A 24,211-nucleotide genomic window follows, 5' to 3' on the forward strand; every position below is an offset into this window, starting at 1 on the left:
GAGATGAAGTTGGAATAGCGCTGTTGTCCCTGAGCAGTGCGTAGACCAGTAAGATCAAATTGATACTTGTCGCCTAAATGACTGTGGCTAATCTTTACTGGCTTGACCAGATTCAACCTGCAAATCGCAATCAAGTAGGGGACAAAGCGTTCTATCTAGGGCTATTGGGGCAGAAAGGCTATTCTGTAATGCCTGGAGTCGTCGTTGCAGACTCCGTATTCCGAGAATTTTTAGGAACAATCAATTGGCTGGAACCGTTGTTTGCCGATTTGCCCAACTCGGCACTGCATCTGGATGTAGACAACCCCCGTCAACTGCAGGCGATCGCCCAACAAATTCGTCAGGCTATTCAGTCAACCCCTTTAGCAGCAGATTGGTTAGCGCAGTTGTTTGTAGCCACGAGCAGTTGGCAGTCTTCAGCAGTAATTCTGCGTCCGTCCTTTGCCCTGGAGTCGAGATTAGACTCCAGCATTACCTATCGCACCACTGGGCTCTTTGCCAGTCACGTTTGCTGGAATCAACCGGAGGCGATCGCCCAAAACCTCAAGCGCGTTTGGGCAGAGCTATTTCGGGCAAAAAGCTTACTGTACTGGCAGCGTTTAGGAATTCAGCTTCAGCAAATCAACCTGGCTGTTTTGGTGCAGCCAATGGAGTCAGCGATCGCTGCCGGAGATTTGCACACTCACGATGGTCATCTTGAAATTCGGGCAACCTGGGGCTTAGGCGCTGCCTTAACTCGTGGGGAAGTCACTCCAGACCGTTACCAGATCCATCGGCAAACGGGCGCAATCCAGACACAGCAAACGGGGAGTAGAACCTTTGCCTATCACATTGCAGTGCCCTTCGCCTCATCACAAGCAGAACTACCACCTTCTCAGGACTGCCTTCGAGCGGATTCAGTCGAGCCATCGCGGGCTATCCTGACCGAATTAGAGCTTGAACAACTGGCCCATTTAACCCGAAGGCTCTCTGCTGATCTGGGTCCATCGCTGCGGCTAGAATGGGCAATCTCGAAGAGATACCCGCAAGGGGTCGCCCCGCAACCTGACACATCGCCGACCCTTTACCTGACTCAAGCCAGCCCGCAACCCTTACCCATCCCAGGTATTCGTTTTCGACCGTCTACAGCTTCTTCACCCCTTGTGCTATCGCCATCTGTCCCTACGACCTGGCAAATTTCAGGTTTATCTCCTTTAGTTGTGAGGGGAGTAGGTGCCGCCTCAGGGCAAATTTTTGGCGAAGCTTGGATTGTGCCTGACTCAATTCAGGCTGCTGTTAGAGCGCCTACTGGCGCGGTCTGGATTGCGTCTCAAATTACCCCAGACTGGATCTTTGAGCTACAGCAAGCAGCCGGAATCGTGACTGAACAGGGCGGCATGACCAGTCATGGCGCAATCGTGGCACGTGAATTAGGCATTCCTGCGGTGGTTGGTGCAGCGGATGTGACAAAGCTGATTCAAACCGGGGAGATGGTCTTTTTGGATGGCGATCGCGGTGAAATTTACCGAGTCGAAAAGGAAGCCATTCCACCCCATGCAGCCCCGCTTCCCCCGTCTCACCTGCTGGCTCAAACCATCCTTCAACCTTCCCCTCAACCGCCAGCTAGCCCCCAACCCTTAGCCCATACTTCCTCTACTTCCTCAAAACCTGATTTTTACACTGCCTCAAAATCGTCCGACCCGCCCAATGGCACGCAACTCATGGTCAATCTCAGCCGTGTGGCGCTGCTGTCGCAGACTCACGATTTGCCGGTGGATGGGGTTGGGCTATTGCGGTCAGAGCAGTTGATTTTAGATGTGTTAGATCAGCAACACCCAATTATGTGGGCGCAAGAACGGCCACGAGAATTGGTGAATCGTCTGGCAGAGCAAATCCTCCAATTTGCCCAAGCATTTTTGCCGCGACCCGTGTTTTACCGTTCCCTGGATTTGCGATCGCACGAATTTCAGTCATTAATGGGTCATCCAACCACCCCCGAGCCAAACCCTACCTTGGGGCTACATGGCACTTTCAGTTATGAAGTCGATCCGACGCTATTCGACTTAGAGTTGGCCGCATTAAGACAGGTGCAGCAATCTCGATTTGCTAATGTGCATTTAATTTTGCCCTTTGTCCGCACAGTAGAAGAATTTCGCTTTTGCTATAAGCGCATCCTCGACGCGGAGTTAAAACAAAATCCAAACTTTCAGGTGTGGATTATGGCTGAAGTGCCCTCGGTTTTATTCCTGCTGCCAGATTATGTGCAGGCTGGTGTACAGGGCATTTCCATAGGCAGCAATGATTTGACTCAACTGCTACTAGGAGTAGACCGAGACCACCCTCAGATGTCCCCAGCTTTTGACCAGCGCCATCCAGCGGTGATGCGGGCTATGCAACAACTCATTCAGACGGCGCGACAGGTGGGCATCCCTTGCTCAATTTGCGGTCAGGCTCCGTCTCAATATCCAGAATTGGTTGAGGCGCTGGTGCGCTGGGGCATTAGCTCAATTTCTGTTAGCCCCGATGCAGTAGAGAAGACCCATGAGGCGATCGCCCGTGCCGAAAGAAGCTTGTTACTAGAAGCGGCGCGTCATCGCCTTGCCTAAACCGGCAGTTTCCAAATTCTAACCGTATTGTCAGAACCACCGCTGACCAGGGTTTTGCCATCCTTACTGATGGCGATCGCATTCACGGTATCAGAATGGTCAGTCCAGGTCTCGATCACCTTACCCTTGTCCAGATCCCAGAGCTTAATCGTGGTGTCGCTGCTGCCGCTGACCATCAGCTTTCCGTTAGGACTGAAGGCAACAGCATTCACATCTCTCGAATGGTCAGCAAACGTGCGAATCAGTTCCCCGCTGGGCAGATTCCAGAGTTTGATCAGCTTATCTTTGCCGCCGCTGGCCAGGAGATGCCCATCCTTGCTGATGGCGATCGCACTAATTGAGTTGACGTGCCCCGTCCACGCGGCCATTTGCTCGCCCGTGTGCAGACTCCAGAGTTTGATTTTGTGGTCAAGTCCACCACTTACCAGCAAATGACCATCTGAGCTAACGGCGATCGCCTTGATCATTCCCGCCACCCCAAACAGCGTTCGCAGCAGTGTCCCGGTGCCCATTTGCCAGAGCTTAATCGTCCGATCTTCGCCCCCACTAACTAAAAGCTGACCATCAGGTGTGACCGCCACCGCGTTTACATCCCTAGAATGCCCCGTCAGCGTCCGCATCAAGGCCCCGGTTTGCAAATTCCACATCTTGATGCTGTAGTCATCACTGCCGCTGACTAGCGTTTTGCCATGCGGACTAATGGCGATCGCATTCACTTCCTTGGTATGTCCTGTCAGGGTAAACAGCAATTCGCCGGTGTGCAGATTCCACACCTTCACCGTATCGTCCAAACTGCCGCTTGCCACTGTTTGAGCCATTGGGCCTAACGCCACACTCGTTACCCACGAGGAATGCCCCGTCAACACTCGCAAACAGCTTCCTCCCGGTTGTCCCCCTGAGCGGGGTCTTGAAGGCAAAGGACTAGAGGTCAACGGCGAACTAGAAGGAGGGTGTGAAACTGGGTTAATGCTTGCCTCATTTGTAAGCAATGCTGCAGGGTTACTGAGAGGTGGAATGGAGGTGAACGGGACACTATTCAGGTCTCTCAGTATCTCTTCAGCAGATTGGTAGCGCTCGTTCACCAGATCTTTCAGCATCTTGTCCAAAATTCGCGACAGATTATTGCTGACGGTCACTCCCTTCTTCAGCAAGTAGTCCCGCCAAATCCAGCGTCCATTCAGCGGATCATACAAACTGTCGGGCTTGGTTTGAGTCAGCAAATTAACGCACGTCGCCCCCAAACTGTAGAGATCGCTTGCAGGATAAGCTCGACCCCCTCGAAATTGCTCCAGCGGAGAATAGCCTTCTGTACCAATCCGAGTTCCTGGCTCCACCGCTACCGCTGCGGTCAATTGTTTGGCAACGCCAAAATCAATCAGTACCAGGCGACTATCCACCTGACGACGCAAAATATTAACTGGCGTGATGTCGCGATGAATTACCTGATGCTCATGCACAAACTTCAGTACGGGCAGCAAATCATTTAATACATCTCGAATCTGTGCTTCTGTAAAAGCCCCTTGCCTACGAAGCTGCTGCGATAAATTTTGCCCCTCAATAAACTGCTGCACCAGATAAAGATATTTGTTCTGCTCAAAATAAGCCAGCAACGTAGGGATTTGAGGATGCTCTCCCAGTTCGTGTAGCCGCACCGCTTCCTGGTTAAATAGCCGAATTGCTTTATCTAGAGATTTGGTTCCCTGCACCTGAGGTGAAAACTGTTTAATCACACAGCGGGTGTTCAACCTGTCTTCATCTACAGCTAGATAAGTTCTGCCAAATCCACCCTGGCCAATGAGCTGCACTGCCCGATAACGACCTCTCAGCAGGGCTTGTAGGGGTGTGCCACAGTTCTGGCATACCTCTGCCTCATCAGAATTCTGGGGCTTTCGACAACGGGGATTGAGACAACAAATCATGGTAGATGGGGCACTTGGGCAGTTGACGAATGACTTTGACTTTTCCCAAGAAGCAAGTTTTGCTTCCTGGAACGAACTGAGCAATTCAGAGGAAATTGAAGCGAAAAAACGTTCCTCTCTTCATGAGAGGTATGTTTTCCCTAAATTGCTTTACAGATCTCTGGACGATGCACCCTATTTAGATCAAAAGGAATGATCTAATTGTGAAACCTCTAAGCCTAAAAGATGTTTGAAAAGTAGTAAATGCCCTATAAGGGCGTAGCATTTAGCAAAAAAACTCGAAATAGCACAAGAGTTCTTGCCCGAATCCTATGCTCCTATCTCTGATGGACGACAAACTGTACTTTTCAAACCCCTTTGGCAGCCTGTAGAACTCCCGGAACCTTTCTTAACCAAAACAAGAGATCAAAAAGCAAGGGATATTCTCCAAGATAGATCTCCGCGAGAGAATTACCGTTGCTCAAGACGTGTAAATTTTTATGGTTTGATAACTTAAACTGAGCGATTCATATAAATTCGCTGTTGCTGGAAGACCTGGCTGTAGAGTTCTTCGAGCAAAGTAATGTTTTGGCTAAGTGTATAACGGTCTAACACCCGCTGACGAGCTTTACGTCCCAATAGTGTCGTTAGCTCAACGTGGTCACGAAAAATGGGAAACAGAGTTTGCAGTTGTGCCGAGACGCGATGCGTATTGAGGATGATGCCTGCACCGTCTTCTAGCACTTCTCCATCAGCCCCAGCATCGGTTGCCATGCAGGCTACCCCACAAGCCATTGCTTCTAGTAACGACAGGGAAAGTCCCTCCACCAATGAGGGCAGGATAAACATATCTGACCCACGTAAGATTTCGATCCGCCGCTGTTCGTCGGCGACAAAACCTAGCCAGATCACTCCATGCTCCTGTCCATAAAAGGCTTGCAGTGAGGGAGCAAGCGGACCGTTGCCGACGATCGCCAGTTTGCTGTTCGCTCCCATCTCAGAATGTTTCCAGGCACGGAGCAGAGATTCAACGTTTTTCTCAGCGGCAATTCTGCCCTGATAGACAAATAGCCGTTGAGCGTCCAGTTCTGTTTTGATGCGAGACAAGCCAGGAGAATATTTTCCGGCATCGACTCCGTTAGGAATGACAGCAACTTGAGCTTCTGGTACGCCTAGTCTCACCAACAGATCACGCTGGATATGAGAAAAGACAATGACGCGATGATAGTTTGCCAGGAAGGGGGCATAAAGCTGATACATCAAGTGCTGAGTGCCTGATGTCAGATTGCGTCGCTTGCGGTCAAAGGGTGGGTGAAAGGTCGCGACCAGCGGCAGGTTCAACTCTTCACAGATTTCGGGTAAGACAAAATCTAGCGGCGACAGGGTCAGCGAGGCATGAACCAGATCGGGCTTGAGCCGACGCAGTGACTGGATCAGCACCTTGCTCGATTTGAAGGATGGAATGGTATAAATCTGCGACTTGTAAAGAAATGGGATAGAAACTTCCTGCCGTTCAGACTGACTATCGTTAATTTCTTCTTGGGCAAAGTGCAAGAAACTAACCTGATGTCCTCGATCTAGCAGCGCGTTTGTGACTTCTCGACCGTAGGTGACGTTGCCACAGAACGGTGATTTTTTCCCAAGCCATGCAATATGCATTCAAGTGAATCGCTTTAATTTTTAATCAAGAAAATTTTCTCTAATATCAGGATTTAATCACTTATTGGGGTGCTTTGGGTGATCCTTCACGGGAAATGTACCAGGTCAGACTGCCACCGGCGATCGCCACTACTGCCAGCCCAATAAACACAACTTGAAGCCCAAACAGCGTTTCAGCGACTCCAGCCAGGGCCAGCGGCAGACTGAGAGCAATATTCACGGCGTTATTTTGTAAGCCAAACACCTTGCCTCGCATCTCTTCGGGGGTTTCTTCCTGAATTGCGGTTTGCATCGGAATGCCCACGATTGCTGCAAAGCCTCCCAGCGACACCAGCATCAGCAAGGTCGGTACGAGTTCCCAGGAAAATAGCGGAATAGCTGCGAGTGATGCACTCATGCCGATTGAGCCATACAGCGCAAGCTGAGCACGAGAAAACCGCTGCCCAAAATAGCCCAGCACCGTTGCCCCGATGCCCATGCCGATGCCGCCTGCCGCCAGCAAAAAGCCAAACTGAGAAGACTTGATTGCAGGCATGATCTCTGCCAGTCGCACTGCCAGGACTGCTAATGCTGCAAAAATTGAGAATAAAACCACCAGTTGAATGAGTGCTGCCCGTACCCGTTTCTGCTGCTTTAAGTAGCACAATCCGTCTTTGATATCTTGCCAAACGTGGGGCGGCTCTTGTTGCTCAAGGTGGTCGCCTTTCTCGCCTGTTTTCAGCAATAGGAGGAGGAGTCCGGCGATCGCATAACTGACTCCAACCACAACCGACTTGCCCACGTCCAGGTTGCCGCTGATCCATACGACCAGGCGATCGGCAAAGTGTAACAGCGGCTCTCCCACTGCAAAGCCAACAATTACCGAAGCCATCATCGTCGTTGTGTAGAGCGAGTTAGCCGATAGCAAATGCTTACGCTCTACAACCAGCGGGATAACAGCTTGCTCTGCGGGAGCAAAAAACTGGGTCAGAGTAGACACCAAAAACGTGATTCCCAGCAGCATGTAAAATCCGATTGGCAGCCCAGCAAACGGCGACCAACCCTGCGAAATCCATAGCAGCGGCGGCAAAACTAAAACGAGGCCCCCTCGAAGCAGGTTGGTTGAGACGAGGACGGTCTTTTTTGACCAGCGATCGACATACACACCCGCCACTGACCCAAACAGCACGGCTGGAATGGTAAACGCAATCATGATCGAGGACACCCAACCGCTAATGGTTTGCCCCTCCGACTGAAACCGACTCTCAATCAGCGCAATCATCAGCACTAGATAAACTTTGTCTGCCAGTTGCGAGAAAACCTGACCGCTCCAGAGCGCTAAGAAGTTACGGTTCTTGAGAACTGGCCAAAACCCATGAACTGGCTCCTCTGTCTCACGCTCAAAGTGCTCTCTAGAGTTTGGAGAGTCCGGATCATTTGGCTTCTCCGGGCCTAGAACAACGGGACTACCGTTGCTGCTGCCGTTGTCACCGTCATTGTGACCATTGCTATTACTCTTGCCGTTGCCGTTGCTGTTGGGGCGGTTGCTGCCATTTCCGTTTTTATGACCGTTACTGGTGCTGTCGTCCAGTTTCCAATCAGTCGGCTTTTTATCGACCTGCATATCAGTGCCATACCGACCTCCCTCAAGGTTGGGGTCAAGCTGGCTGAGCATGGGCATCTGCACGTCCAGGTCTGAGTCAAACAATCGCATCATGATTTAAGGAGATGGAATGGGCTGCGGCAGGGGGTAGAAGCAAGTATCAATCAAAGTGGCAGAGCGGATCGGCTGATCCAGGTGATATTGAGCATAATGCCTTAAGATCCGCTCGATCGAAAGCCAGATTTGTTCAGGTAAGGGTTGCTCAATTGGGTGTTCTTGGGACTGGGTAAGAGTCCCATCGGGTTGGATGAAATCGGGCTGAGATAGCTGCTGGAGCAAGGCAAGCTCCGTCGCATTAATTTGAAGGTGGAGTTCAGCACTCTTCTTATTCTTAGAAGGGCGAGCAGGCGGGTAACTGGGTGCGGATTCACGGACAGATTGCGGGCGGCCAACTGCCTGTCCCATCCCAGGCTGAGCTCGATCAGCCTGACTAGGGCGAATGGTTGAGCCACCTGTCCTGAATTTTGCGGTAGACAGCCTAGGAGCTAACTGCTCTAGCTCTGCTAGGCTCACAATTCCGCCTGCTACAGCGCTAAAGCCAACGCGCCAGTCAGGGTCAGCAAAATCAGGCGCTAAAAGCTGCTGAGTTACGCAACAAAGCTGCACCTGGGGTGCAACTCCCGCTAGAGCCAGCAGATGAAAGGTGGCATGAGCCAGACTAGCTAGCGTCACCGCACCCGGTAGCTTTTCTAGACGGTTTAGATGCTCAACCAACAAACAAAACAGTTCTTCTTGTGGCTGGTCACTCAACGCTTGAAAAAGTGCCAGTTCTGCCAAGTATTGGCTCGCTGTTAACTTCTTCAAGTCTTGACTCAAACCAGCATAAGACTGTATGCTTTCCGCTTGAATAATCTTATCGAGGCTCCGCCCCTTTGCAATCAGTAATTGGTTGACTACGAATAGTCCACTACGTCCCCCCAAAGAGGACTTGTGCTTCCGCGCGCTGGGTGCTACCACTCGGATTAAGCCAAACTCTTGCGTCAAGACTGTCAGCAGGCGATCGCTCTCGCCTAGCGGCATACTTTTAAGGTTGATACCAGTGGCTTTGTAGGTTCCACCCATGTTGAGGATTGTGGGCTAAGGGTTTGGGGTTGGTAGGGATGCAGTGCATCGCATCTCCACCGAATCTACGTACTTAAAGTTTTGCTTCTTCTTCCAGGGTATCGTGTTGGCGGAGTAGATCCGGACCACGGGAAGTTCCTATACGGGTTGCACCTGCCAGGATGAGGGCGATCGCTTGCTCAAGGGTGCGAATGCCGCCTGATGCTTTAATGCCAACACGATCGTTAGAGACAGCTTTGAGTAATCTGACATCTTCAACCGTAGCTCCACCGTACCAGCCCGTACTGGTCTTTAGGAACTGCACGCCTGCATCTAGACAGATTTCTGCTGCTAGTTTCTTTTCGCTTTCGGTCAGCAATGCCATTTCTAGAATTGCTTTGACTGTTTGACCTGTTGCCTCGCAAATTTCAGCTAGTTCTTGATGAACTTCGTTAGTCCTGCCTAATTTCAACCAGCCCAGATTGATTACAACATCTAGCTCAGTTGCTCCATTCTCAACCGCTTCTTGAGCCTCAAAGAACTTCACAGCCGAGGTCGTCGCCCCAGAGGGAAAACCGATCACCGTACAGACTTGAGTACGCTTGTTATGCAGCAATTCGACTGCTTGACGCACATGTACCGGATAGACACAAACCGTTGCAAATCCAAACAAATCTGCCTCTTCGCAACACTGAATGACCTGCGTTGGGGTAGCTGCCGGGTTGAGCAGCGCATGATCAATAAATTCGGCTAGGTTAATCCGTTTGGCATAGTCAGCATAGTTTTCTGCCATAAATTTCTCTGAGTGTTTCTCCTTTATAATTGCTGGGCGAATTAGTTCTGGGCTTCTAAAGCCGCTACTCGTTCTTCTAAAGCAAGGACTTGCTGTTTGGTTTCAATCGCCAGCGTCGCCAGGCGATCGAACATCGGGTCGCCAGATTGCAAGGTGGAAGGAGTGACCTCAGGAGCCGGATCAAGCTGAATCTGACTACCACCTCCACTTTGACTCAATCTGGAGATGGTATTCTCAAGCCGACTCACCCTGGACCGCAAGGTTGTATTTTCTGACTCTAATCTAGAGACGCGAGAGCCAAGCTGAGAAGAGGTTTGAGCGAAGAGGGGGGCGCTAAGGAAGGTCAGCAGTAGGGTAAGGGCGATCGCTACCATCCCTGCTGGTTTTAGCAGACTCTTCAGCGACCTTGAAAACAATTTCAACATCGACAACGTACAAACTCGGCAACATACTTACCATCCCCATTCTGGCGCAAACATCCTCAAACAATGTATTACTCAAATGGAGTGTACGTTCCACCTAACGCCTCAACGATCGCCCTTGTATTCGACACCATCATCTTGACGTAAGAGTCCCCGTCTCCACCCGGTGCGCCGATCGAGTCAGAATAAAGCTGCTGTGGGGACAGGTCTACTTCCGCTTCTTCTGCAACGGTTTGAATCAGGGCTGGGTTGATGGTTGTTTCAGCAAAAATGGTTGGCACTCCAGTCGCTCTCACTGATTCCACTAAGCGCTGTACGGTCTGGGCGCTAGGCTGCTCTTCAGTGCTGATGCCAATTAGTGTCCCAATCACATTTAGAGAATAGGCACGAGCGTAATACTGAAAGGCATCGTGGGTCGTAACGAGCCTGCGATTATCAGGAGGAATGGTAGCAATCTGCTGAGCAATCCAGGCGTCTAGACGCTCTAGCTCGGCAACCAATTCAGCGGCATTATGCTCAAAGGTGGGGCGATCGCTTTCTGACACCTCAATCAGCGCATCCCGAATCGCATTCACCATCAAGATTACGTTCTGCACATCTCCCCAAACGTGAGGGTCAGGGGTAGATTGACCTTCGACCTCAAGAGATGGTGCTACTTCACCCACGGCAACTTTTTTAGCTTCTACCCCAGCCGAATTCGTCAGCCGAATTAGCCCTGGCTCCAGGTTGTAGCCGTTATAGAGAATTAAGTCTGCCCGTTCCAGCGCTACTGTGTCTGCCGGAACGGGTTCATAAACGTGAGGATCGGCTCCTGGTTCCAAAATGCTCGTGAGTTGAATTTCTGATTCGCCAATTTGCTCAGTCAGGTCAGCCAAAATGGTGCTGGTCGCCACGACTTCAGGTGCATCAGCCGCACTAGAACTGTCTGAATTTGAATTGGTCAGATTACAGCCGCTTGTCGTTAGCCCCAGGAAGAGAGCTGCGATCGCCCACACCCGTAGTGAAGATGGTCGAAGTAGAGGGTGAGCGAGCGCTCTCGTGCGGGCTTTACGCATTTTCATAATCCTTTCATTTTTCTTGCACTATACTAATTTCATAATCCTTTCATTTTTACAAAAAATTGTGGAATCTGGCTTAGCCGTCTTCACAAAGACTCACTTCTATTGATTAAATCTCTGCCTTTGCGTCAACCTCTAGCAACATCGCTTAAGCCTTGTGACAGGGGGCGCACAGGCAACAGGAATTTTACCTTAGAAGCGTTGACAGCAAACCCAAGCACGTTGATAGGAAAGAGACCGTGAACCCAATTGCCCTACCCTTCCAAAATCACTTGGTGCAGCAGCCAAACTCGTCAGGTCAAGTTGAGCAAACCTGTATGTCTTCCAATGCGCCTATCGCGGTTAACCGTTTGAGTGTCAGTTATCGAGCGGTTGAGGCTTTGCGTGATATTAGTTTGGTGATCCGTCCGGGGCGGCTAGTTGGAATTTTCGGACCAAACGGTGCGGGTAAGAGTACGCTGCTTAAAGCAATGCTGGGACTGATTCCTAATACCAGTGGCTCGGTGCTGTACCACAGTAAGCCACTGATGCAGCATCTTGATAAGGTTGCCTATGTGCCCCAGCGATCGCAAATTGACTGGAGCTACCCGGCAACGGTGTGGGATGTAGTGATGATGGGCCGGGTTCAAAAAACAGAGTGGTTTCGCCGCTTTTCTGCCACCAGTCGGCAGGTTGCTGCTGCTGCCCTAGAGCGAGTCGGCATGGAAAAATATCGCGATCGCCCTATCGGTCAACTCTCTGGCGGACAGCAACAGCGAGTGTTTTTAGCACGGGCACTGGCGCAGGAACCGGAAATTTTCTGCTTTGATGAACCGCTGGCTGGCATTGACCAAAAAACTCAGGAAATCATTTTCGAGATTTTTCATGAACTGGCTGCCGCTGGCAAACTTGTCCTCGTGGTCAACCACGACTTGGGTGAAACGATCGCTCACTTTGACGACTTGATTCTGCTTAACAAATCCCTTGTCGCTTATGGACCTCGTAGGCAGGTGTTAACCCAAGAAAATCTCTATCGCGCTTATGGCGGCAGAGTTATGTTTGCAGCAGGTGAAGCGGCGTAATGTGGGAAGCATTTCTAGAGCCACTGAGTTATGAATTTATGCAGCGATCGCTAATCGTTGCTGTTCTGGTCGGGTTAATCTGCGCGGTAGTAGGCAGTTATCTGATGGTGCAGCGGTTGGCGCTGTTGGGCGATGCAATTAGCCATTCGGTATTACCCGGACTGGCAGTCGCCTATATGATTGGTGCAAATATCTTTATCGGGGCATTTATAGCTGGGGTGCTAAGTACGATGGCAATCGCCTGGATTCGATCGCGATCGCCCATCAAAGAAGACGCCGCAATGGGAATTGTCTTCTCTGCCTGCTTCGCCCTGGGAATTACTCTGATTACCCTAATTCAACGCGACAACAAAATCGACCTTAACCACTTCCTGTTTGGCAACATTCTCGCAGTTAGCCGTCCCGAAGTTTGGCAGACCGCATTGATTTCTGCCCTGGTGCTAGTTGTTGTCGTCTTGCTTTATAAAGAACTGCTGTTTTACACCTTTGACCCACTGGGCGCACAGGCAGCAGGCTTACCTACCAATTTGCTCAATTTTGGGTTGATGCTGCTGATCGCCCTGACCATTGTTGCCAGCATGAAATCGGTTGGGGTCATCCTGGTGCTATCGCTGCTGATTACTCCTGGCGCAACGGCCTATCTGCTGGTCAACCGTCTGCATCAGGTGATGATTCTCGGTGCAGGCATAGGTATTGTTTCCAGCATCAGCGGCATGTACCTCAGCTATTTCTTTAACCTGCCCTCTGGACCGGCGATCGTTCTGGTTGTCTCTGGAATATTTGTCCTGGCGCTGCTGTTTAGCCCCACTCACGGTGTTTTTACTCAGCCTCAAACAAAATCGAACGAATCGATGGTTTGGCGGGAGCTAAAAGGGCTAATTCGACGGCATTGATCTGAATTAATCTAACGACATTTAAGTAATTCCAACATTCCAGGAGAGTCGGGTAGGAGAGGCGTATTATCTAAGTACCTTTACTTCAAATTGTTTTAGGAGGCAATGATAGTATGCAAGCACCCCCACCTCCCTCCATCACCCCCCGCCAAATGAATTTGTTGCGGGTTGTCACTTCAATGGCCTGGTCAGATGGGCACCTGGCTTCTGAAGAAATTGACTTGATGCTCGATCGCTTTAGCGGCATGTTTGCTGCCGATGCACCTCAACAGCAGCACCTCCGCCAAGAACTTCAGGAATACATGATCCAAAATATTCCCTTAGAGGAACTGACTCCGAAGCTGCAAAGCGTGGAAGAACGGGAGCTTGTGCTGCGGCTGGGCTATGAAGTGATTCGCTCTAGCGCTCGCACACCAAACGAAGAAAAGATTAATGAAGAGGAAGCCGCTGCTTACAACAAACTAGTTCAACTGCTAGGCTTGCCTGCTGAAGCCGTTCAGCAGATTGAGGCGGAAGCTTCAACTCAAACTAGCAACGAGGGCGTTGTGGATTCTTTAACTCGCAAGCTAGAAGAATTTATGCAGGGATAAAACACCTCTATTGGAGGGTTTGAGGGGAAGGAGTGGGGCTTTAGAGTGAAGACTTGCATCGATCTCGACTCTCATTGCCCGAATCCTTCATCCCCGAATTTGGGTATTCCTGTTCCATGCTTTGAGCTACGTCTTCTCGACCAGGTCGCGGCGGTAAGTACCTCTATTGGAGCAGGAATACCTTAGCTTTCCCACATTTATGGGACGATCGCCACCGTAACCTAGAGCACTTCTGCTCTCAAGCGGGCGATCGGCAAACACAGGAACTTTCGCAAACCTGGCACATAGGCTCGCTTGCGAAACACGTCATATTGATTTTGCTCGATCACATCTAAAATCTGGCGGTACAGCATCAAGGCTGCCCAGACTGGGAAACGAGCATCAGGGCTAAGCAGGCTAATTCCCTGTTCGGCTTGAGCGTAGACTTTGCGGGCCCGCTGAATTTGAAAGCGCATCAATTCCCGCCAGCGATCGTCTACTACGCCATCGAACAAATCTTGCTCAGTGTAGTTAAACAGCGCCAAATCTTCTAGAGGAATATAGATGCGTCCACGCCTAGCATCTTCACCGACATCGCGCAGAATGTTTGTCAACTGGTTGGCAATGCCGAGGGCGATCGCCTCCTCCGTTGGGCTATCTCCCGTTAGGGGGCGATACCAGGGGGCACTAGCTTGTGACTCATCAATTCCCATGACCGCGGTAGACATCAAGCCTACGGTGCCTGCCACACGGTAGCAGTAGAGGTTTAACTCCTCAAACGTCTCATAGCGGCTGCGATACAAATCCATCCGCTGACCGGCGATCATATCCCGAAATGGCTGAATGCCAATAGGGAAGCGAGACAGCGTATCCACCAGCGCCACGTCAGCATCTTCCAGTGGATTCCCAGCAAAAATTGACTCCAGGTTCTGCTCCCAGCCATCCAGCGTTGCATCTGTGGTCAGGGCTGAGTTTGGCCCATCCACTAGCTCATCAGTGCGGCGACACCAGACATAAATTGCCCAGATTGCTCGACGCTTTGCCTCTGGCATCAGCAGCGTACCCAAATAGAAAGTTTTGGAATACTGGGCTGTAATTTGACGGCAGAGCTCGTATGCGTCCTCCAAAGGTGCCAGTTTGGTCATGCGTGGGGTTTCAGGCAATTGCAGCATTACATCGCAAGCTGGGAGATTGATTTCGAGGCTTTCAGTCATCAGAAATTATCCTACGGAAGCTTTACACGAGCTAATACTCGCTATCCGGGGAACTGCCAAAACTGGCAATTTAGGAGGCTGACACCTGCAAATCTTCAGCCTTGGGAACAGGCTGACTGCTGACCGCGGTTCGCTGACTGCTAATTGCCTGCGCTGTAAGCTTACCAGAAAGTACAGCCCCTTCCATGCTTGCCAGGTAACGTTGCATCGTATAATCGCCCGTCAGATAAAAATTGGCAATCGGGGTGGTCTGGCTAGGACGATGCTGTTGCCGTCCTGGAGTCGCCTTGTAGACCGAGCGGGGAGTCTTAACAACCTTGTATTTCAGCAGCTGAGCGGGGCTATCACTACCAAAGTGATGGGGAAATAGCTTTTCTAGCTCTACCATCGTGGCGGCGATAATGTCTTCGTCTGAGCGAGTAATCCAATCTTTGGCAGGAGCCAGGACGAGCTCGAGCATTGAGCGCTCAGGGTTGGCGTATTCGCGGCAAGTGTTACTCATATCGGCATAGACGCTCAGGAGGGGCGATCGCGAAAACAACAAATGATCTACATCTGTCAGCTTCCGGTCAAACCATAGGTGCAGATTAATTACCGGTACCCCTTCCAACCCGTCTAGCTGCTTGAAATAGTCCATCTGCTTCCAGGCAGCAGGCAACATCACCTTCAATGGATCGACAGGCATTGCAGACACGTATAGGTCAGCCGTGAGAATCTCATCGGCGGCACCATTCAACCCGCGAATCACAAAGCCGCGCACGGTGCTGTCGTCATTCAGCAAAATTTCTTTGAGAGGCGCGTTTAGCCGCACTTCGCCGCCTCGCTCAGTGACGTGGTCAACCATTGGCTGACAGAGCCGCTCTGGAGGTGCGCCATCGAGAAACGCCATCTTTGAGCCATGCGTTTCCTGCAAAAATCGGTTGAGGGCAGTTAAAACTACCGTCGCAGAAATTTCATCAGGGTCGATAAAATTCAGCGCCTTCGACATGGCAATGAAGACTTCTTTCTCAACCCGAGGTGGCACATTCTGCTTCTTCAGCCACTCAGAGAAGGAATACTGATCCATCTCCTCAACATATTTCTGCCCGTTGAGGATGGCAGGAATTAGTCCCAACCCAAAGCGAATTTTTTCCCCCCAGGTCAGCATGTCATTGTTTCGCAAAATCGCGATGATGCCGTTTGCTGGAGCGGGAATGCTGGGAAAGTCAAAGCGGGAGTAGGTACCCGGAACTTCAGGTTGGTTGAAGATCATGGTGTGCTCTTTCCACTGCAACCGATCTTCAATGTTCAGTTCCTTGAACAACTGAAGCATGTTAGGGTACGCCCCAAAGAAGATGTGCAGCCCGGTTTCATACCAGTCACCATCTTCATCTTTCCAGGCAGCGACTTTACCGCCTAATACGTCCCGGCTCTCCAGCACGATAGGCGTGTGTCCGGCATCGGTGAGATATTTTGCACAAGAAAGTCCTGCTAAGCCTGCTCCGGCGATCGCAACTCGCATGTAATGCTCTTACCCTTGGGTGTGCTTATGTACAATAGCTCTCATTATATGTTGCAAACCGTTACATTTTCGATCTTTAGAGCAATTCAACTCCCTCAGATCGCGTAAATTTGTACGGTTAGCACCTAGCCTCCGGCAGATTATCTCTAATTGCCTTCTAATTTTTCCTTGGAATCAGCCCAGTAGGCGCTATAAGTGATGACTTCTCGGCTGCCCTTCGTCTCTGTTGACCAGCGGTAGACGGCTGATTTGGGATCTACGCCAATTTCAATCAGCTTTGCGCCCATGTAATATTCCATCTGCTTTCGGGTCATCTCTTTGCTACCCTCAGACTGATTCTTTTCTACGGTGCGAGACAGGTGCGCCTGAGTGTGCTTTGCCATAACTTTGTAATTTCACTGCAATACCATTTTTAAGAATAATGGAGTTGTTGTCTGCTGTAATTTTTTGTCTGCTCCTGAGGTAATCAAGCGCTGGAGCATTCCAGGCTGTAGTTTTGGGAGATTACACGCCTCAAAAGATTAAGGTAGCTCGAAGCACAGAGCAAAACCCAACTCAACCTAAAGAAACTGTGAACAATAGAGCCAGGTCTATAGCAACGTTGGTTATTTTGTTAAGTTTTGGGGAATGTTCGGGTATTACTTAAACCAGAGGTGTATTTAGGTCAAGCTCAACCGTCCAAGAAGCGTTGGAATGGAGATATTCCACTAAAACTTCTTTTGAACTTAGGATTCAACTGCTGTGAAACTTGTTTTAGTTGCCCTATTTACAGCTTTCTATTTGTTAATGGCAATCCGTTTCTTTAAGGTCTGGTGGGTTTTCTTTAAGCGAGACACGGACTTGTCTTTAAACTGGACGTACATTTCCATCGCGGTATTGACTTTAGCAAGTGCATCTTGGCCAGTCGTCGTCCCTTTTGCGTACCTGGAGCTTTTGGCAAAAGTACAGCGGAATGCAGCAGAATTTGAGGCAGAAGCTTCCGAAACAGAAACTTCTGAACTAGAAGAAGAGAAGGCAGAACCTAAAAATTTTGTTAGTCCAGTTGAACTGTAAAGGTTTCCCCCAAGGTGGAGATGCGATCGCCTTCTACCAATTTGCGTCCTCGCCGCGTTTCAACCGCTCCATTAACGCGCACTTCACCGCCTTGAATCAACAGCTTTGCTTCGCCTCCTGTTTGTGCAACACCAACGAGTTTCAAAAATTGATCCAGTTTGATTACAGTTGATTCTGTCGTCATATCGCTACTAAGAATTTCATCAAATTACACTTACAGAAGCCTCGCAACCCAAAATTCAAAACAGTAAAACTTCATGGTTGCCAATTTTTTACCGACTGAAGTTGGTTTGCTGACTGATCCTGCATCTGTTGCTCTAGCGCAGCAAATTGAACGTCGGACCATTGGTGTGATCCAACATCCGCCAAAAACAACACCGTCTTGGCAGATTGCAACGGCTTGTGTTTGTCGAGGAACCGGAACGCCAATCGTTTTGCTGCATGGATTTGACAGTTCTCTGCTGGAATTTCGCCGAATTTTGCCCCTTTTAGCCGAACACCATCAAGTTTGGGCGATCGACTTACTAGGATTTGGCTTCACCGAACGCGTCAAAGGTGTGCCAATCAATCCGTCTTCAATCAAACGTCACTTGTACAGCTTTTGGCAAACTGCGATCGCCCAGCCCATTATTCTAATCGGTGCATCAATGGGAGGTGCAGTGGCAATTGATTTTACGCTCACCCATCCCCAATGTGTTAGCAAACTCATGCTAATCGACAGCATTGGATTTTCGGGCAGTTTCCCGCTAGGTCGGTTGCTGGTTGCGCCGTTAGATTGGTTCGCTGTGGAATGGCTACGCTATCGCAAGCTTGCTGCTCTAAATGCAGTTTCAGCCTTGCCTAATGCAGATCCAGTGCTGATCGACGCGATTCGCTGTTCGCTGCTACATCAGCAAATGCCAGGTTGGAATGAGGCGATTGCTAGTTTCACTCAAAGCGGCGGCTATAGCGATCTCACACCTAAAATTGCTCAAATTCATCACCCGACGCTAATTCTTTGGGGAGAGTCAGATGATGTGCTGGGTACGGGGGATGGGGAGAGGTTTAGAAGGGCGATCGCCCACAGCAATCTAGTTTGGATTCAAAACAGCGGTCACGTTCCCCACCTGGAGCAGCCAAAGGCTACAGTCAGGGAAATCTTAGCTTTTTTGTAGAGTTTAGAGGCGCAACATTCAGTCATGACTCTGGGTCGTTTCGGGGACATCTGCTGAATGCTACGCCCTTAAAGGAGCAGTAGCTCTCTACACTTCCTCCTTGCGTCTTAACGTAGAGCTTCCACCCAAAACACTTATTGCCAGCAAACCTAGCAGCGAAGCGGGCTCCGGTACGGAAGCGGCTGGTTCAACCTCGTTAGCTTGAGCAACGTTGAGAAAGTGTAACTCCCAAGCATTTGTTCTAGAGTCGTCTGTACTGTCAATCCCACAAAAAGAACCTTGGCTGCAACCAAATGCTGCAGTGAAATTTTCATTGCTAGCACCGTCGTAAAGGAAACCGTCGGGCAAGGAAGGTCCAGAGGGTCGGTTGGCAAACTGGGTAAGGCTAGCTTGATAACTGCCTGCTGGCAAGAATGAGGTGAAGTAGACATCCCAAACCCCATAGTCGTAATCCACGCCGTTTGAAGGGGTTGAGCCAGTAAAAAACCCGTCATCCTGGTAATTAACTAGATTTCCGGTGCCGTCAAATAGCGACAGAATAGGGTCAAAGCCACCATTTACCCAAGAAGAGGAAAAGACAGTGACGGTTGAATCTACGTCTACCTCAAAGTCGAACAGCAGCACGTCATTGTCATTTTCAAAGGTGCCGTTAAAGTCAAAGTCAGCAGCTTGAGCTGGAACAGAAACTGCAACAGAAGCGACTAGAGTGAGTGCGGCTGCTACAGATGAATGAATGAATTTGTTCATGAAAGTGACTTTCATAGATTGAAGGATAAGAAGTGAATATTTTCAGTAGAAATACTGGCTACGCGATCGCCTACGTAGATTTTGATATAAAGGTATTTACTGAGAGATGATTGTGTGTTTGCAATCGCTGTTCCGTTTTTCCACACTTAGGGTGTCAAAGGCAGCTTGAGTAAGTCCAGTAAATTTGTTGATGTTGATTGAAAAAACATATTTGTCTGGGTAGAAAATTTAGCTTTCAATGTTTACAAGTAACTCAAGATGAGCTACCGAAGGGTTTCCAGCAGAAGTAGCGAAAATTATGAAGTTAAAGATGTCTTTAAAGCTACGTAGGCAAATCTTTACTTCGCCCCTTCTAAAACACTCGCTCTATGCTCAGTTCGGGAACCCGTACCGAAGAAATCGTTAAATTGAGTTGCGATCGCCTCTGTCGTTCGGTACATTAGCACTCAGGAGTTGAGAGTGCTAACTCTGGTTGCAGTTGGCTGTCAGCCATCACTCAGTCTTCAGGCAAAATCTGTTCAAAGCCTTGTTTATAGGGCTGTTGAGCTGTCCTGGACAGTTGAGTCGGAGCGCTGGCCGCTGAACCTTAATCCCCTTCATGAAGTTATTTATTGTCTGGAGAGCTTTGTATGGCAGCAGTATCCCTGAGCGTTTCTACCGTTAAACCACTAGGTGAGCGCGTTTTCGTCAAAGTAAGTGCGTCTGAGGAGAAAACCGCTGGCGGTATCCTTCTGCCTGATACCGCGAAGGAAAAGCCCCAGGTTGGAGAAATCGTTGCAGTTGGCCCCGGTAAGCGGAACGACGATGGTTCTCGTCAGGAACTAGAAGTCAAAGTTGGAGACAAAGTTCTCTATTCCAAGTATGCCGGAACTGACATCAAGCTAGGCACCGAAGAATTCGTACTGCTAGCTGAGAAAGACATCTTGGCGATCGTTGATTAATGAGTTCTTGAATGATGAGCTATGAGTTTTGCACCATTTCAGATTTATTTCGACTGAGAGCAGCTCAAAACTCAAAACTCAAAACTTTCCAAATCCACCTCCACAACTAAGAGTTCAAAGCTGAAGAAACTATGGCTAAGCGCATCATTTATAACGAAAACGCTCGTCGTGCCCTGGAAAAAGGAATCGATATTCTGGCTGAAGCAGTTGCCGTTACCCTCGGTCCAAAGGGACGCAACGTTGTCCTAGAGAAGAAGTTTGGCGCTCCTCAAATCGTCAATGATGGTGTCACCATTGCCAAGGAAATCGAGCTAGAAGACCACGTTGAGAACACGGGCGTTTCCCTGATCCGTCAGGCAGCCTCCAAGACCAATGACGCAGCTGGAGACGGTACCACTACTGCAACCGTGTTGGCTCATGCAATCGTTAAAGAAGGTCTGCGGAACGTGGCGGCTGGCGCTAACGCAATTTCTTTGAAGCGCGGTATCGATAAAGCGACTGCTTTCTTGGTTGAGAAGATTGCAGAACATGCTCGTCCGGTTGAAGATTCCAAGGCGATCGCTCAAGTTGGTTCTATCTCTGCTGGTAACGACGATGAAGTGGGTCAGATGATCGCTGACGCAATGGACAAAGTCGGAAAAGAGGGCGTAATTTCCCTGGAAGAAGGCAAGTCCATGACCACCGAACTGGAGGTCACAGAAGGGATGCGCTTCGATAAGGGCTACATCTCTCCCTACTTCGCAACCGACACCGAGCGGATGGAAGCAGTTCTGGATGAGCCTTTCATCCTGATCACTGACAAGAAAATTACCCTGGTACAAGACTTGGTGCCTGTGCTAGAGCAGGTTGCTCGTTCGGGTCGTCCTCTGCTGATTCTGGCTGAGGACATTGAAAAGGAAGCGCTGGCTACCCTGGTTGTAAACCGTCTGCGCGGTGTGCTGAATGTGGCTGCGGTGAAAGCTCCTGGATTTGGCGATCGCCGTAAAGCGATGCTGGAAGACATCGCCGTTCTCACCGGCGGTCAACTGATCACCGAAGATGCGGGTCTGAAGCTCGACAACACCAAGCTAGAGATGCTGGGTAAAGCCCGTCGCATCACCATCACCAAAGACACCACCACCATCGTGGCGGAAGGCAACGAAGCACCAGTCAAAGCTCGCGTTGAGCAAATCCGTCGTCAAATGGAAGAAACCGAGTCTTCCTATGACAAAGAAAAGCTGCAAGAGCGTTTGGCTAAGCTGTCTGGTGGTGTAGCAGTCGTCAAAGTCGGTGCTGCAACCGAAACCGAAATGAAGGATCGCAAGCTGCGCCTGGAAGACGCAATCAACGCGACCAAAGCTGCGGTTGAGGAAGGCATCGTTCCTGGCGGTGGCACCACGCTGGCTCACCTCTCTCCTGAACTCGAAACCTGGGCCAACAGCAGCCTCAAAGATGAAGAGCTAATCGGCGCAAATATTGTGGCGCGTGCGCTGGCTGCTCCGCTGAAGCGGATTGCTGAAAACGCAGGTCAGAACGGTGCGGTGATTGCTGAGCGGGTTAAAGAGAAAGACTTCAACGTTGGCTACAACGCTGCTACCAATGAGTTCGTTGACCTGTTTGAAGCTGGCATCGTTGACCCCGCGAAAGTGACCCGTTCTGCGCTGCAAAACGCGGCTTCGATCGCAGGCATGGTTCTAACCACCGAGTGCATTGTGGTTGACAAGCCCGAGCCCAAGGATGCTGCTCCCGCAGGTGGCGGCGGCATGGGTGGAGACTTCGACTACTAAGTTTCACTAAGTTAGCTAAAAAAGGAGGAAGGGCTAAGCCCTTCCTCCTTTTTTTGGATCTTTTAGGATGATTGCTGCTTTTGCTGTTGATAGATTTGCTTAAACAGGCTCTGCTGTTTCTTGTGATCCACAATTGGGTGCGGGTAGTTGCAGCGATCGCGCTCCTCGGCTGGAATTTCACCCGTCACCAAAAACTCAGTGTCAACGCTTCTTAATTCCGGTAGCCATTCGCGAATGTACTCGGCTTCCGGGTCAAACTTCTTAGCTTGACTGGCGGGGTTAAAAATTCGCAGTGGTTTGGGGTCCATGCCGCTGGAGGCACTCCACTGCCAGCCGCCGTTGTTAGCAGACAGGTCGGCATCGTAGAGCCTTTGCATGAAGTATTTCTCGCCACGACGCAAATCAACCAGCAAATCTTTGGTCAGAAAACTGGCGACAATCATGCGGCAACGATTATGCATCCAGCCCAACTGATTCATCTGGCGCATCGCTGCATCGACAATCGGATAGCCTGTCATGCCTTCACACCAAGCTTGAAAGTGTGCCTCGTTATCACCCCAAGGAAAGGTTTTGAATGGTTCCCGAAAGGCTCCTTCTGCCAACGACGGAAAGGCATACATAGCGTGCTGATAAAATTCTCGCCACGCCAATTCTTGCTGCCAGGTTTGAATGTTACTGGCGGTTTCGTCACTGCGACTGCGCTTTAAGGCGGTATCGGCTGCAGCCCAAACGGTACGCACACCAATCGTGCCAAATTTCAATGCAGCACTGAGGTGAGATGTACCGGAGACAGCAGGAAAGTTTCGCTGTTCTTTGTAGTCATCGATCGCCTGTTCTCGTTCGCAAAAGTCTTCTAGCCGCTCTTGGGCTGCCTGCTCTCCAGGGGCGAGCAAAAGCTCATTCTCCCACTCAAATCCCAGATCTTTAGCAGTAGGTAAGTCAATGCTGCCAGCCTGCTGGGCAGCTTTTTGTTCGTTGGGTGAAAGTCCTTCGGCTGCTTGCAGCGTTTCCACAGGGTCCATTTTTGCTTTGGCTCTCCAGTTGCGCCAAAAGGGAGTGTAGACCGTGTAAGGTTGCCCCGCGCCCGTGACAATCTCCTTGGGAGAATGCAAAAGCTGATCCCAAAAGGTTTGGAGCGGAATACCGACTTGCTTGAGTGCCTCACTAACGGTGCGATCGCGTTCTCGTCCATAGGGCTCCACGCCCCGATTGCAAAAAACTGCTTTGGCACTCAGCGCTTTCGCTAAGGCAGGAATTGCCCGCACAGGCTGATCGCGCAAAACAATCAGTTGGCTGCCTGCTTGGGTGTAGCGATCGCCCAGCTCCCGTAGGCTACCCATCATGTAAGTTACTCTGGCTGGGGCAACATCGTCTCGCTCCAAAATCAGTGGATCTAGGCAAAACACACCTACCACTTTTTGACTTTGCTGACGCGCCGCAGCTAAACCGACATTGTCAGAAATCCGCAGATCTCGACGGTGCCAGAACAAAATTAGGTCAGACATTAAGCACGCAAATAATTAACTCTCTTTGCCAGAATATAGCAATTGAAAACACGGATCTTGTTGCCACCTTATTGGCGCAGCACCTCAGCGCTAGTTGCTTCAATTAAACAGAAGGGAGGGCTAAACCCTCCCTTCTTCTGTCCTAATGCTTCTGTCCTAATGAACTCACACCTATGCTTTTTACCGAGTACCAGAACCCTGGCTAGTGGTTGGACCACCATTGTCGGGTGGCTGGTAAGTTTCTGAGCTGAAAACTGGTTTGGGTAGAAGGTCTGTTGCAAAAGTTTGACTAGCCAACACGGTGGTAGCCCGAAGAGAGGTGTCTGCTACAGCGTTTGGCAGAATTACAGCCTGCGCTCCAGCGACTAAAGCGATCGCCCCTACTAATTTGAGCAAAGTTTTCATACACCCCATAACAGAACAGCCTATTGCACTGTAAGTTTAACCGGCTACAAGAAAACAAAAATCAACAGCAGATCCACTGAATCACATCAACTAAAAGGAATCCGTGGAACTACACTGTTTCTAAAATTTTCCTTAAGCCTTTATTTCTCGTGAAACTACCGCGTACTAAAGTTTATAGGTCTAGAAGTGAAGGGGAAGAGCAATCTCTTCAAAGTACGTATTCAACTGCAAATCTACCTAAACCTAGCGTCGAGTCTAGCCGCTCAGCTTCTTGTTTCCTGAGTAATATCTTTTTTCAACAGTG

At 50.0% G+C, this 24,211-nt stretch carries 23 protein-coding genes; 9 read left to right on the top strand and 14 right to left on the bottom strand.

Annotated elements, in window-relative coordinates; all coding sequences use genetic code 11:
- Positions 1-83: 83 nt before the first annotated feature.
- Positions 84-2,585, top strand: a complete 2,502-nt coding sequence (locus tag H6G00_RS08910) for a putative PEP-binding protein (RefSeq protein WP_190796484.1) — start codon at positions 84-86, stop codon at positions 2,583-2,585.
- On the opposite strand, the gene H6G00_RS08915 is transcribed toward H6G00_RS08910, so the two are convergent.
- The 7 genes from H6G00_RS08915 to H6G00_RS08945 all read right to left on the bottom strand — a co-directional run bounded on the left by H6G00_RS08915 (position 2,582) and on the right by H6G00_RS08945 (position 11,101).
- Positions 2,582-4,504 carry a serine/threonine-protein kinase gene (locus H6G00_RS08915; protein ID WP_190641798.1) on the bottom strand — a complete coding sequence of 641 codons (1,923 nt, stop codon included), beginning with the start codon at positions 4,502-4,504 and terminating at the stop codon, positions 2,582-2,584. The two genes, H6G00_RS08910 and H6G00_RS08915, sit on opposite strands and share 4 nt — an antisense overlap.
- 492 nt (positions 4,505-4,996) lie before the next feature.
- On the bottom strand, positions 4,997-6,142 hold the full coding sequence (locus H6G00_RS08920) for a glycosyltransferase family 4 protein (RefSeq protein WP_190641797.1): 1,146 nt from the start codon (positions 6,140-6,142) through the stop codon (positions 4,997-4,999).
- 61 nt (positions 6,143-6,203) lie between these two features.
- Positions 6,204-7,838 (bottom strand): MFS transporter, encoded by a 1,635-nt coding sequence (locus H6G00_RS08925; RefSeq protein ID WP_190796485.1) that lies wholly within the window; start codon positions 7,836-7,838, stop codon positions 6,204-6,206.
- Positions 7,839-7,841: 3 nt separating this feature from the next.
- Entirely contained in the window at positions 7,842-8,846 is a 1,005-nt protein-coding gene (gene recO / locus H6G00_RS08930) for a DNA repair protein RecO (RefSeq protein ID WP_190796486.1), read from the bottom strand.
- 73 nt (positions 8,847-8,919) lie between these two features.
- A complete protein-coding gene (gene deoC / locus H6G00_RS08935) occupies positions 8,920-9,618 on the bottom strand; it encodes a deoxyribose-phosphate aldolase (RefSeq protein WP_190796487.1) in 699 nt (232 codons plus the stop codon).
- 41 nt (positions 9,619-9,659) lie between these two features.
- Entirely contained in the window at positions 9,660-10,043 is a 384-nt protein-coding gene (locus tag H6G00_RS08940) for a hypothetical protein (RefSeq protein ID WP_190796488.1), read from the bottom strand.
- Between the two features lie 68 nt (positions 10,044-10,111).
- Positions 10,112-11,101, bottom strand: a complete 990-nt coding sequence (locus H6G00_RS08945; protein WP_190796489.1) for a zinc ABC transporter substrate-binding protein — start codon at positions 11,099-11,101, stop codon at positions 10,112-10,114.
- Between the two features lie 314 nt (positions 11,102-11,415).
- Here H6G00_RS08945 and H6G00_RS08950 point away from each other — a divergent pair, with 314 nt between their 5' ends.
- The 3 genes from H6G00_RS08950 to H6G00_RS08960 all read left to right on the top strand — a co-directional run bounded on the left by H6G00_RS08950 (position 11,416) and on the right by H6G00_RS08960 (position 13,642).
- A complete protein-coding gene (locus H6G00_RS08950; RefSeq protein WP_190796651.1) occupies positions 11,416-12,159 on the top strand; it encodes a metal ABC transporter ATP-binding protein in 744 nt (247 codons plus the stop codon).
- Positions 12,159-13,052: a metal ABC transporter permease gene (locus tag H6G00_RS08955; protein ID WP_190796490.1), complete on the top strand. Its 894-nt coding sequence runs from the start codon at positions 12,159-12,161 to the stop codon at positions 13,050-13,052. Before H6G00_RS08950 ends, H6G00_RS08955 begins: the two co-directional genes overlap by 1 nt.
- A gap of 113 nt (positions 13,053-13,165) precedes the next feature.
- Positions 13,166-13,642 (top strand): TerB family tellurite resistance protein, encoded by a 477-nt coding sequence (locus H6G00_RS08960; RefSeq protein WP_190641790.1) that lies wholly within the window; start codon positions 13,166-13,168, stop codon positions 13,640-13,642.
- Positions 13,643-13,863: 221 nt separating this feature from the next.
- On the opposite strand, the gene crtB is transcribed toward H6G00_RS08960, so the two are convergent.
- The 3 genes from crtB to H6G00_RS08975 form a co-directional block, all read right to left on the bottom strand.
- Positions 13,864-14,793: a 15-cis-phytoene synthase CrtB gene (gene crtB, locus H6G00_RS08965; RefSeq protein ID WP_190641870.1), complete on the bottom strand. Its 930-nt coding sequence runs from the start codon at positions 14,791-14,793 to the stop codon at positions 13,864-13,866.
- Between the two features lie 112 nt (positions 14,794-14,905).
- Positions 14,906-16,336, bottom strand: a complete 1,431-nt coding sequence (gene pds / locus H6G00_RS08970; protein WP_190641789.1) for a 15-cis-phytoene desaturase — start codon at positions 16,334-16,336, stop codon at positions 14,906-14,908.
- Positions 16,337-16,482: 146 nt separating this feature from the next.
- Entirely contained in the window at positions 16,483-16,719 is a 237-nt protein-coding gene (locus H6G00_RS08975) for a hypothetical protein (protein WP_190641788.1), read from the bottom strand.
- 358 nt (positions 16,720-17,077) lie between these two features.
- Here H6G00_RS08975 and H6G00_RS08980 point away from each other — a divergent pair, with 358 nt between their 5' ends.
- A complete protein-coding gene (locus H6G00_RS08980) occupies positions 17,078-17,389 on the top strand; it encodes a hypothetical protein (protein ID WP_190796491.1) in 312 nt (103 codons plus the stop codon).
- Here the strand turns inward: H6G00_RS08980 and H6G00_RS08985 are convergent.
- Positions 17,370-17,573, bottom strand: coding sequence for an RNA-binding S4 domain-containing protein (locus tag H6G00_RS08985; RefSeq protein WP_190641786.1), 204 nt, complete (start codon positions 17,571-17,573; stop codon positions 17,370-17,372). The two genes, H6G00_RS08980 and H6G00_RS08985, sit on opposite strands and share 20 nt — an antisense overlap.
- 73 nt (positions 17,574-17,646) lie before the next feature.
- Here H6G00_RS08985 and H6G00_RS08990 point away from each other — a divergent pair, with 73 nt between their 5' ends.
- Positions 17,647-18,543 carry an alpha/beta hydrolase gene (locus H6G00_RS08990; RefSeq protein WP_190796492.1) on the top strand — a complete coding sequence of 299 codons (897 nt, stop codon included), beginning with the start codon at positions 17,647-17,649 and terminating at the stop codon, positions 18,541-18,543.
- Positions 18,544-18,630: 87 nt separating this feature from the next.
- Here H6G00_RS08990 and H6G00_RS34645 read toward each other — a convergent pair whose 3' ends face one another.
- Positions 18,631-19,290, bottom strand: a complete 660-nt coding sequence (locus H6G00_RS34645; RefSeq protein ID WP_199318395.1) for a DVUA0089 family protein — start codon at positions 19,288-19,290, stop codon at positions 18,631-18,633.
- Between the two features lie 459 nt (positions 19,291-19,749).
- Here H6G00_RS34645 and H6G00_RS09000 point away from each other — a divergent pair, with 459 nt between their 5' ends.
- The 3 genes from H6G00_RS09000 (at position 19,750) to groL (ending at position 21,997) form a co-directional block, all read left to right on the top strand.
- Positions 19,750-19,938 carry a hypothetical protein gene (locus tag H6G00_RS09000; protein ID WP_190641784.1) on the top strand — a complete coding sequence of 63 codons (189 nt, stop codon included), beginning with the start codon at positions 19,750-19,752 and terminating at the stop codon, positions 19,936-19,938.
- Entirely contained in the window at positions 19,920-20,231 is a 312-nt protein-coding gene (gene groES, locus H6G00_RS09005; protein ID WP_190641783.1) for a co-chaperone GroES, read from the top strand. Before H6G00_RS09000 ends, groES begins: the two co-directional genes overlap by 19 nt.
- A 131-nt stretch (positions 20,232-20,362) precedes the next feature.
- Positions 20,363-21,997, top strand: a complete 1,635-nt coding sequence (groL, locus tag H6G00_RS09010; protein WP_190641782.1) for a chaperonin GroEL — start codon at positions 20,363-20,365, stop codon at positions 21,995-21,997.
- A gap of 62 nt (positions 21,998-22,059) precedes the next feature.
- On the opposite strand, the gene H6G00_RS09015 is transcribed toward groL, so the two are convergent.
- On the bottom strand, positions 22,060-23,502 hold the full coding sequence (locus H6G00_RS09015) for an FAD-binding domain-containing protein (RefSeq protein WP_190796493.1): 1,443 nt from the start codon (positions 23,500-23,502) through the stop codon (positions 22,060-22,062).
- Positions 23,503-23,682: 180 nt separating this feature from the next.
- A complete protein-coding gene (locus tag H6G00_RS09020; protein ID WP_190796494.1) occupies positions 23,683-23,907 on the bottom strand; it encodes a hypothetical protein in 225 nt (74 codons plus the stop codon).
- Positions 23,908-24,211: the final 304 nt, after the last annotated feature.

This window comes from Leptolyngbya sp. FACHB-541, assembly GCF_014695875.1.
Classification (GTDB): Bacteria; Cyanobacteriota; Cyanobacteriia; order Elainellales; family Elainellaceae; genus JAAUTN01.

Coding starts and splice junctions, on each gene's coding strand:
- H6G00_RS08985 (WP_190641786.1), bottom strand. CDS start 17,573: ATGACGACAGAATCAACTGTAATCAAACTGGATCAATTTTTGAAACTC.
- H6G00_RS08920 (WP_190641797.1), bottom strand. CDS start 6,142: ATGCATATTGCATGGCTTGGGAAAAAATCACCGTTCTGTGGCAACGTC.
- H6G00_RS08940 (WP_190796488.1), bottom strand. CDS start 10,043: ATGTTGAAATTGTTTTCAAGGTCGCTGAAGAGTCTGCTAAAACCAGCA.
- H6G00_RS08925 (WP_190796485.1), bottom strand. CDS start 7,838: ATGATGCGATTGTTTGACTCAGACCTGGACGTGCAGATGCCCATGCTC.
- H6G00_RS09020 (WP_190796494.1), bottom strand. CDS start 23,907: ATGAAAACTTTGCTCAAATTAGTAGGGGCGATCGCTTTAGTCGCTGGA.
- H6G00_RS34645 (WP_199318395.1), bottom strand. CDS start 19,290: ATGAACAAATTCATTCATTCATCTGTAGCAGCCGCACTCACTCTAGTC.
- H6G00_RS08975 (WP_190641788.1), bottom strand. CDS start 16,719: ATGGCAAAGCACACTCAGGCGCACCTGTCTCGCACCGTAGAAAAGAAT.
- groL (WP_190641782.1), top strand. CDS start 20,363: ATGGCTAAGCGCATCATTTATAACGAAAACGCTCGTCGTGCCCTGGAA.
- H6G00_RS08990 (WP_190796492.1), top strand. CDS start 17,647: ATGGTTGCCAATTTTTTACCGACTGAAGTTGGTTTGCTGACTGATCCT.
- groES (WP_190641783.1), top strand. CDS start 19,920: ATGGCAGCAGTATCCCTGAGCGTTTCTACCGTTAAACCACTAGGTGAG.
- H6G00_RS08945 (WP_190796489.1), bottom strand. CDS start 11,101: ATGAAAATGCGTAAAGCCCGCACGAGAGCGCTCGCTCACCCTCTACTT.
- H6G00_RS08915 (WP_190641798.1), bottom strand. CDS start 4,504: ATGATTTGTTGTCTCAATCCCCGTTGTCGAAAGCCCCAGAATTCTGAT.
- deoC (WP_190796487.1), bottom strand. CDS start 9,618: ATGGCAGAAAACTATGCTGACTATGCCAAACGGATTAACCTAGCCGAA.
- H6G00_RS08960 (WP_190641790.1), top strand. CDS start 13,166: ATGCAAGCACCCCCACCTCCCTCCATCACCCCCCGCCAAATGAATTTG.
- recO (WP_190796486.1), bottom strand. CDS start 8,846: ATGGGTGGAACCTACAAAGCCACTGGTATCAACCTTAAAAGTATGCCG.
- H6G00_RS08950 (WP_190796651.1), top strand. CDS start 11,416: ATGTCTTCCAATGCGCCTATCGCGGTTAACCGTTTGAGTGTCAGTTAT.
- H6G00_RS09015 (WP_190796493.1), bottom strand. CDS start 23,502: ATGTCTGACCTAATTTTGTTCTGGCACCGTCGAGATCTGCGGATTTCT.
- pds (WP_190641789.1), bottom strand. CDS start 16,336: ATGCGAGTTGCGATCGCCGGAGCAGGCTTAGCAGGACTTTCTTGTGCA.
- H6G00_RS08955 (WP_190796490.1), top strand. CDS start 12,159: ATGTGGGAAGCATTTCTAGAGCCACTGAGTTATGAATTTATGCAGCGA.
- crtB (WP_190641870.1), bottom strand. CDS start 14,793: ATGCTGCAATTGCCTGAAACCCCACGCATGACCAAACTGGCACCTTTG.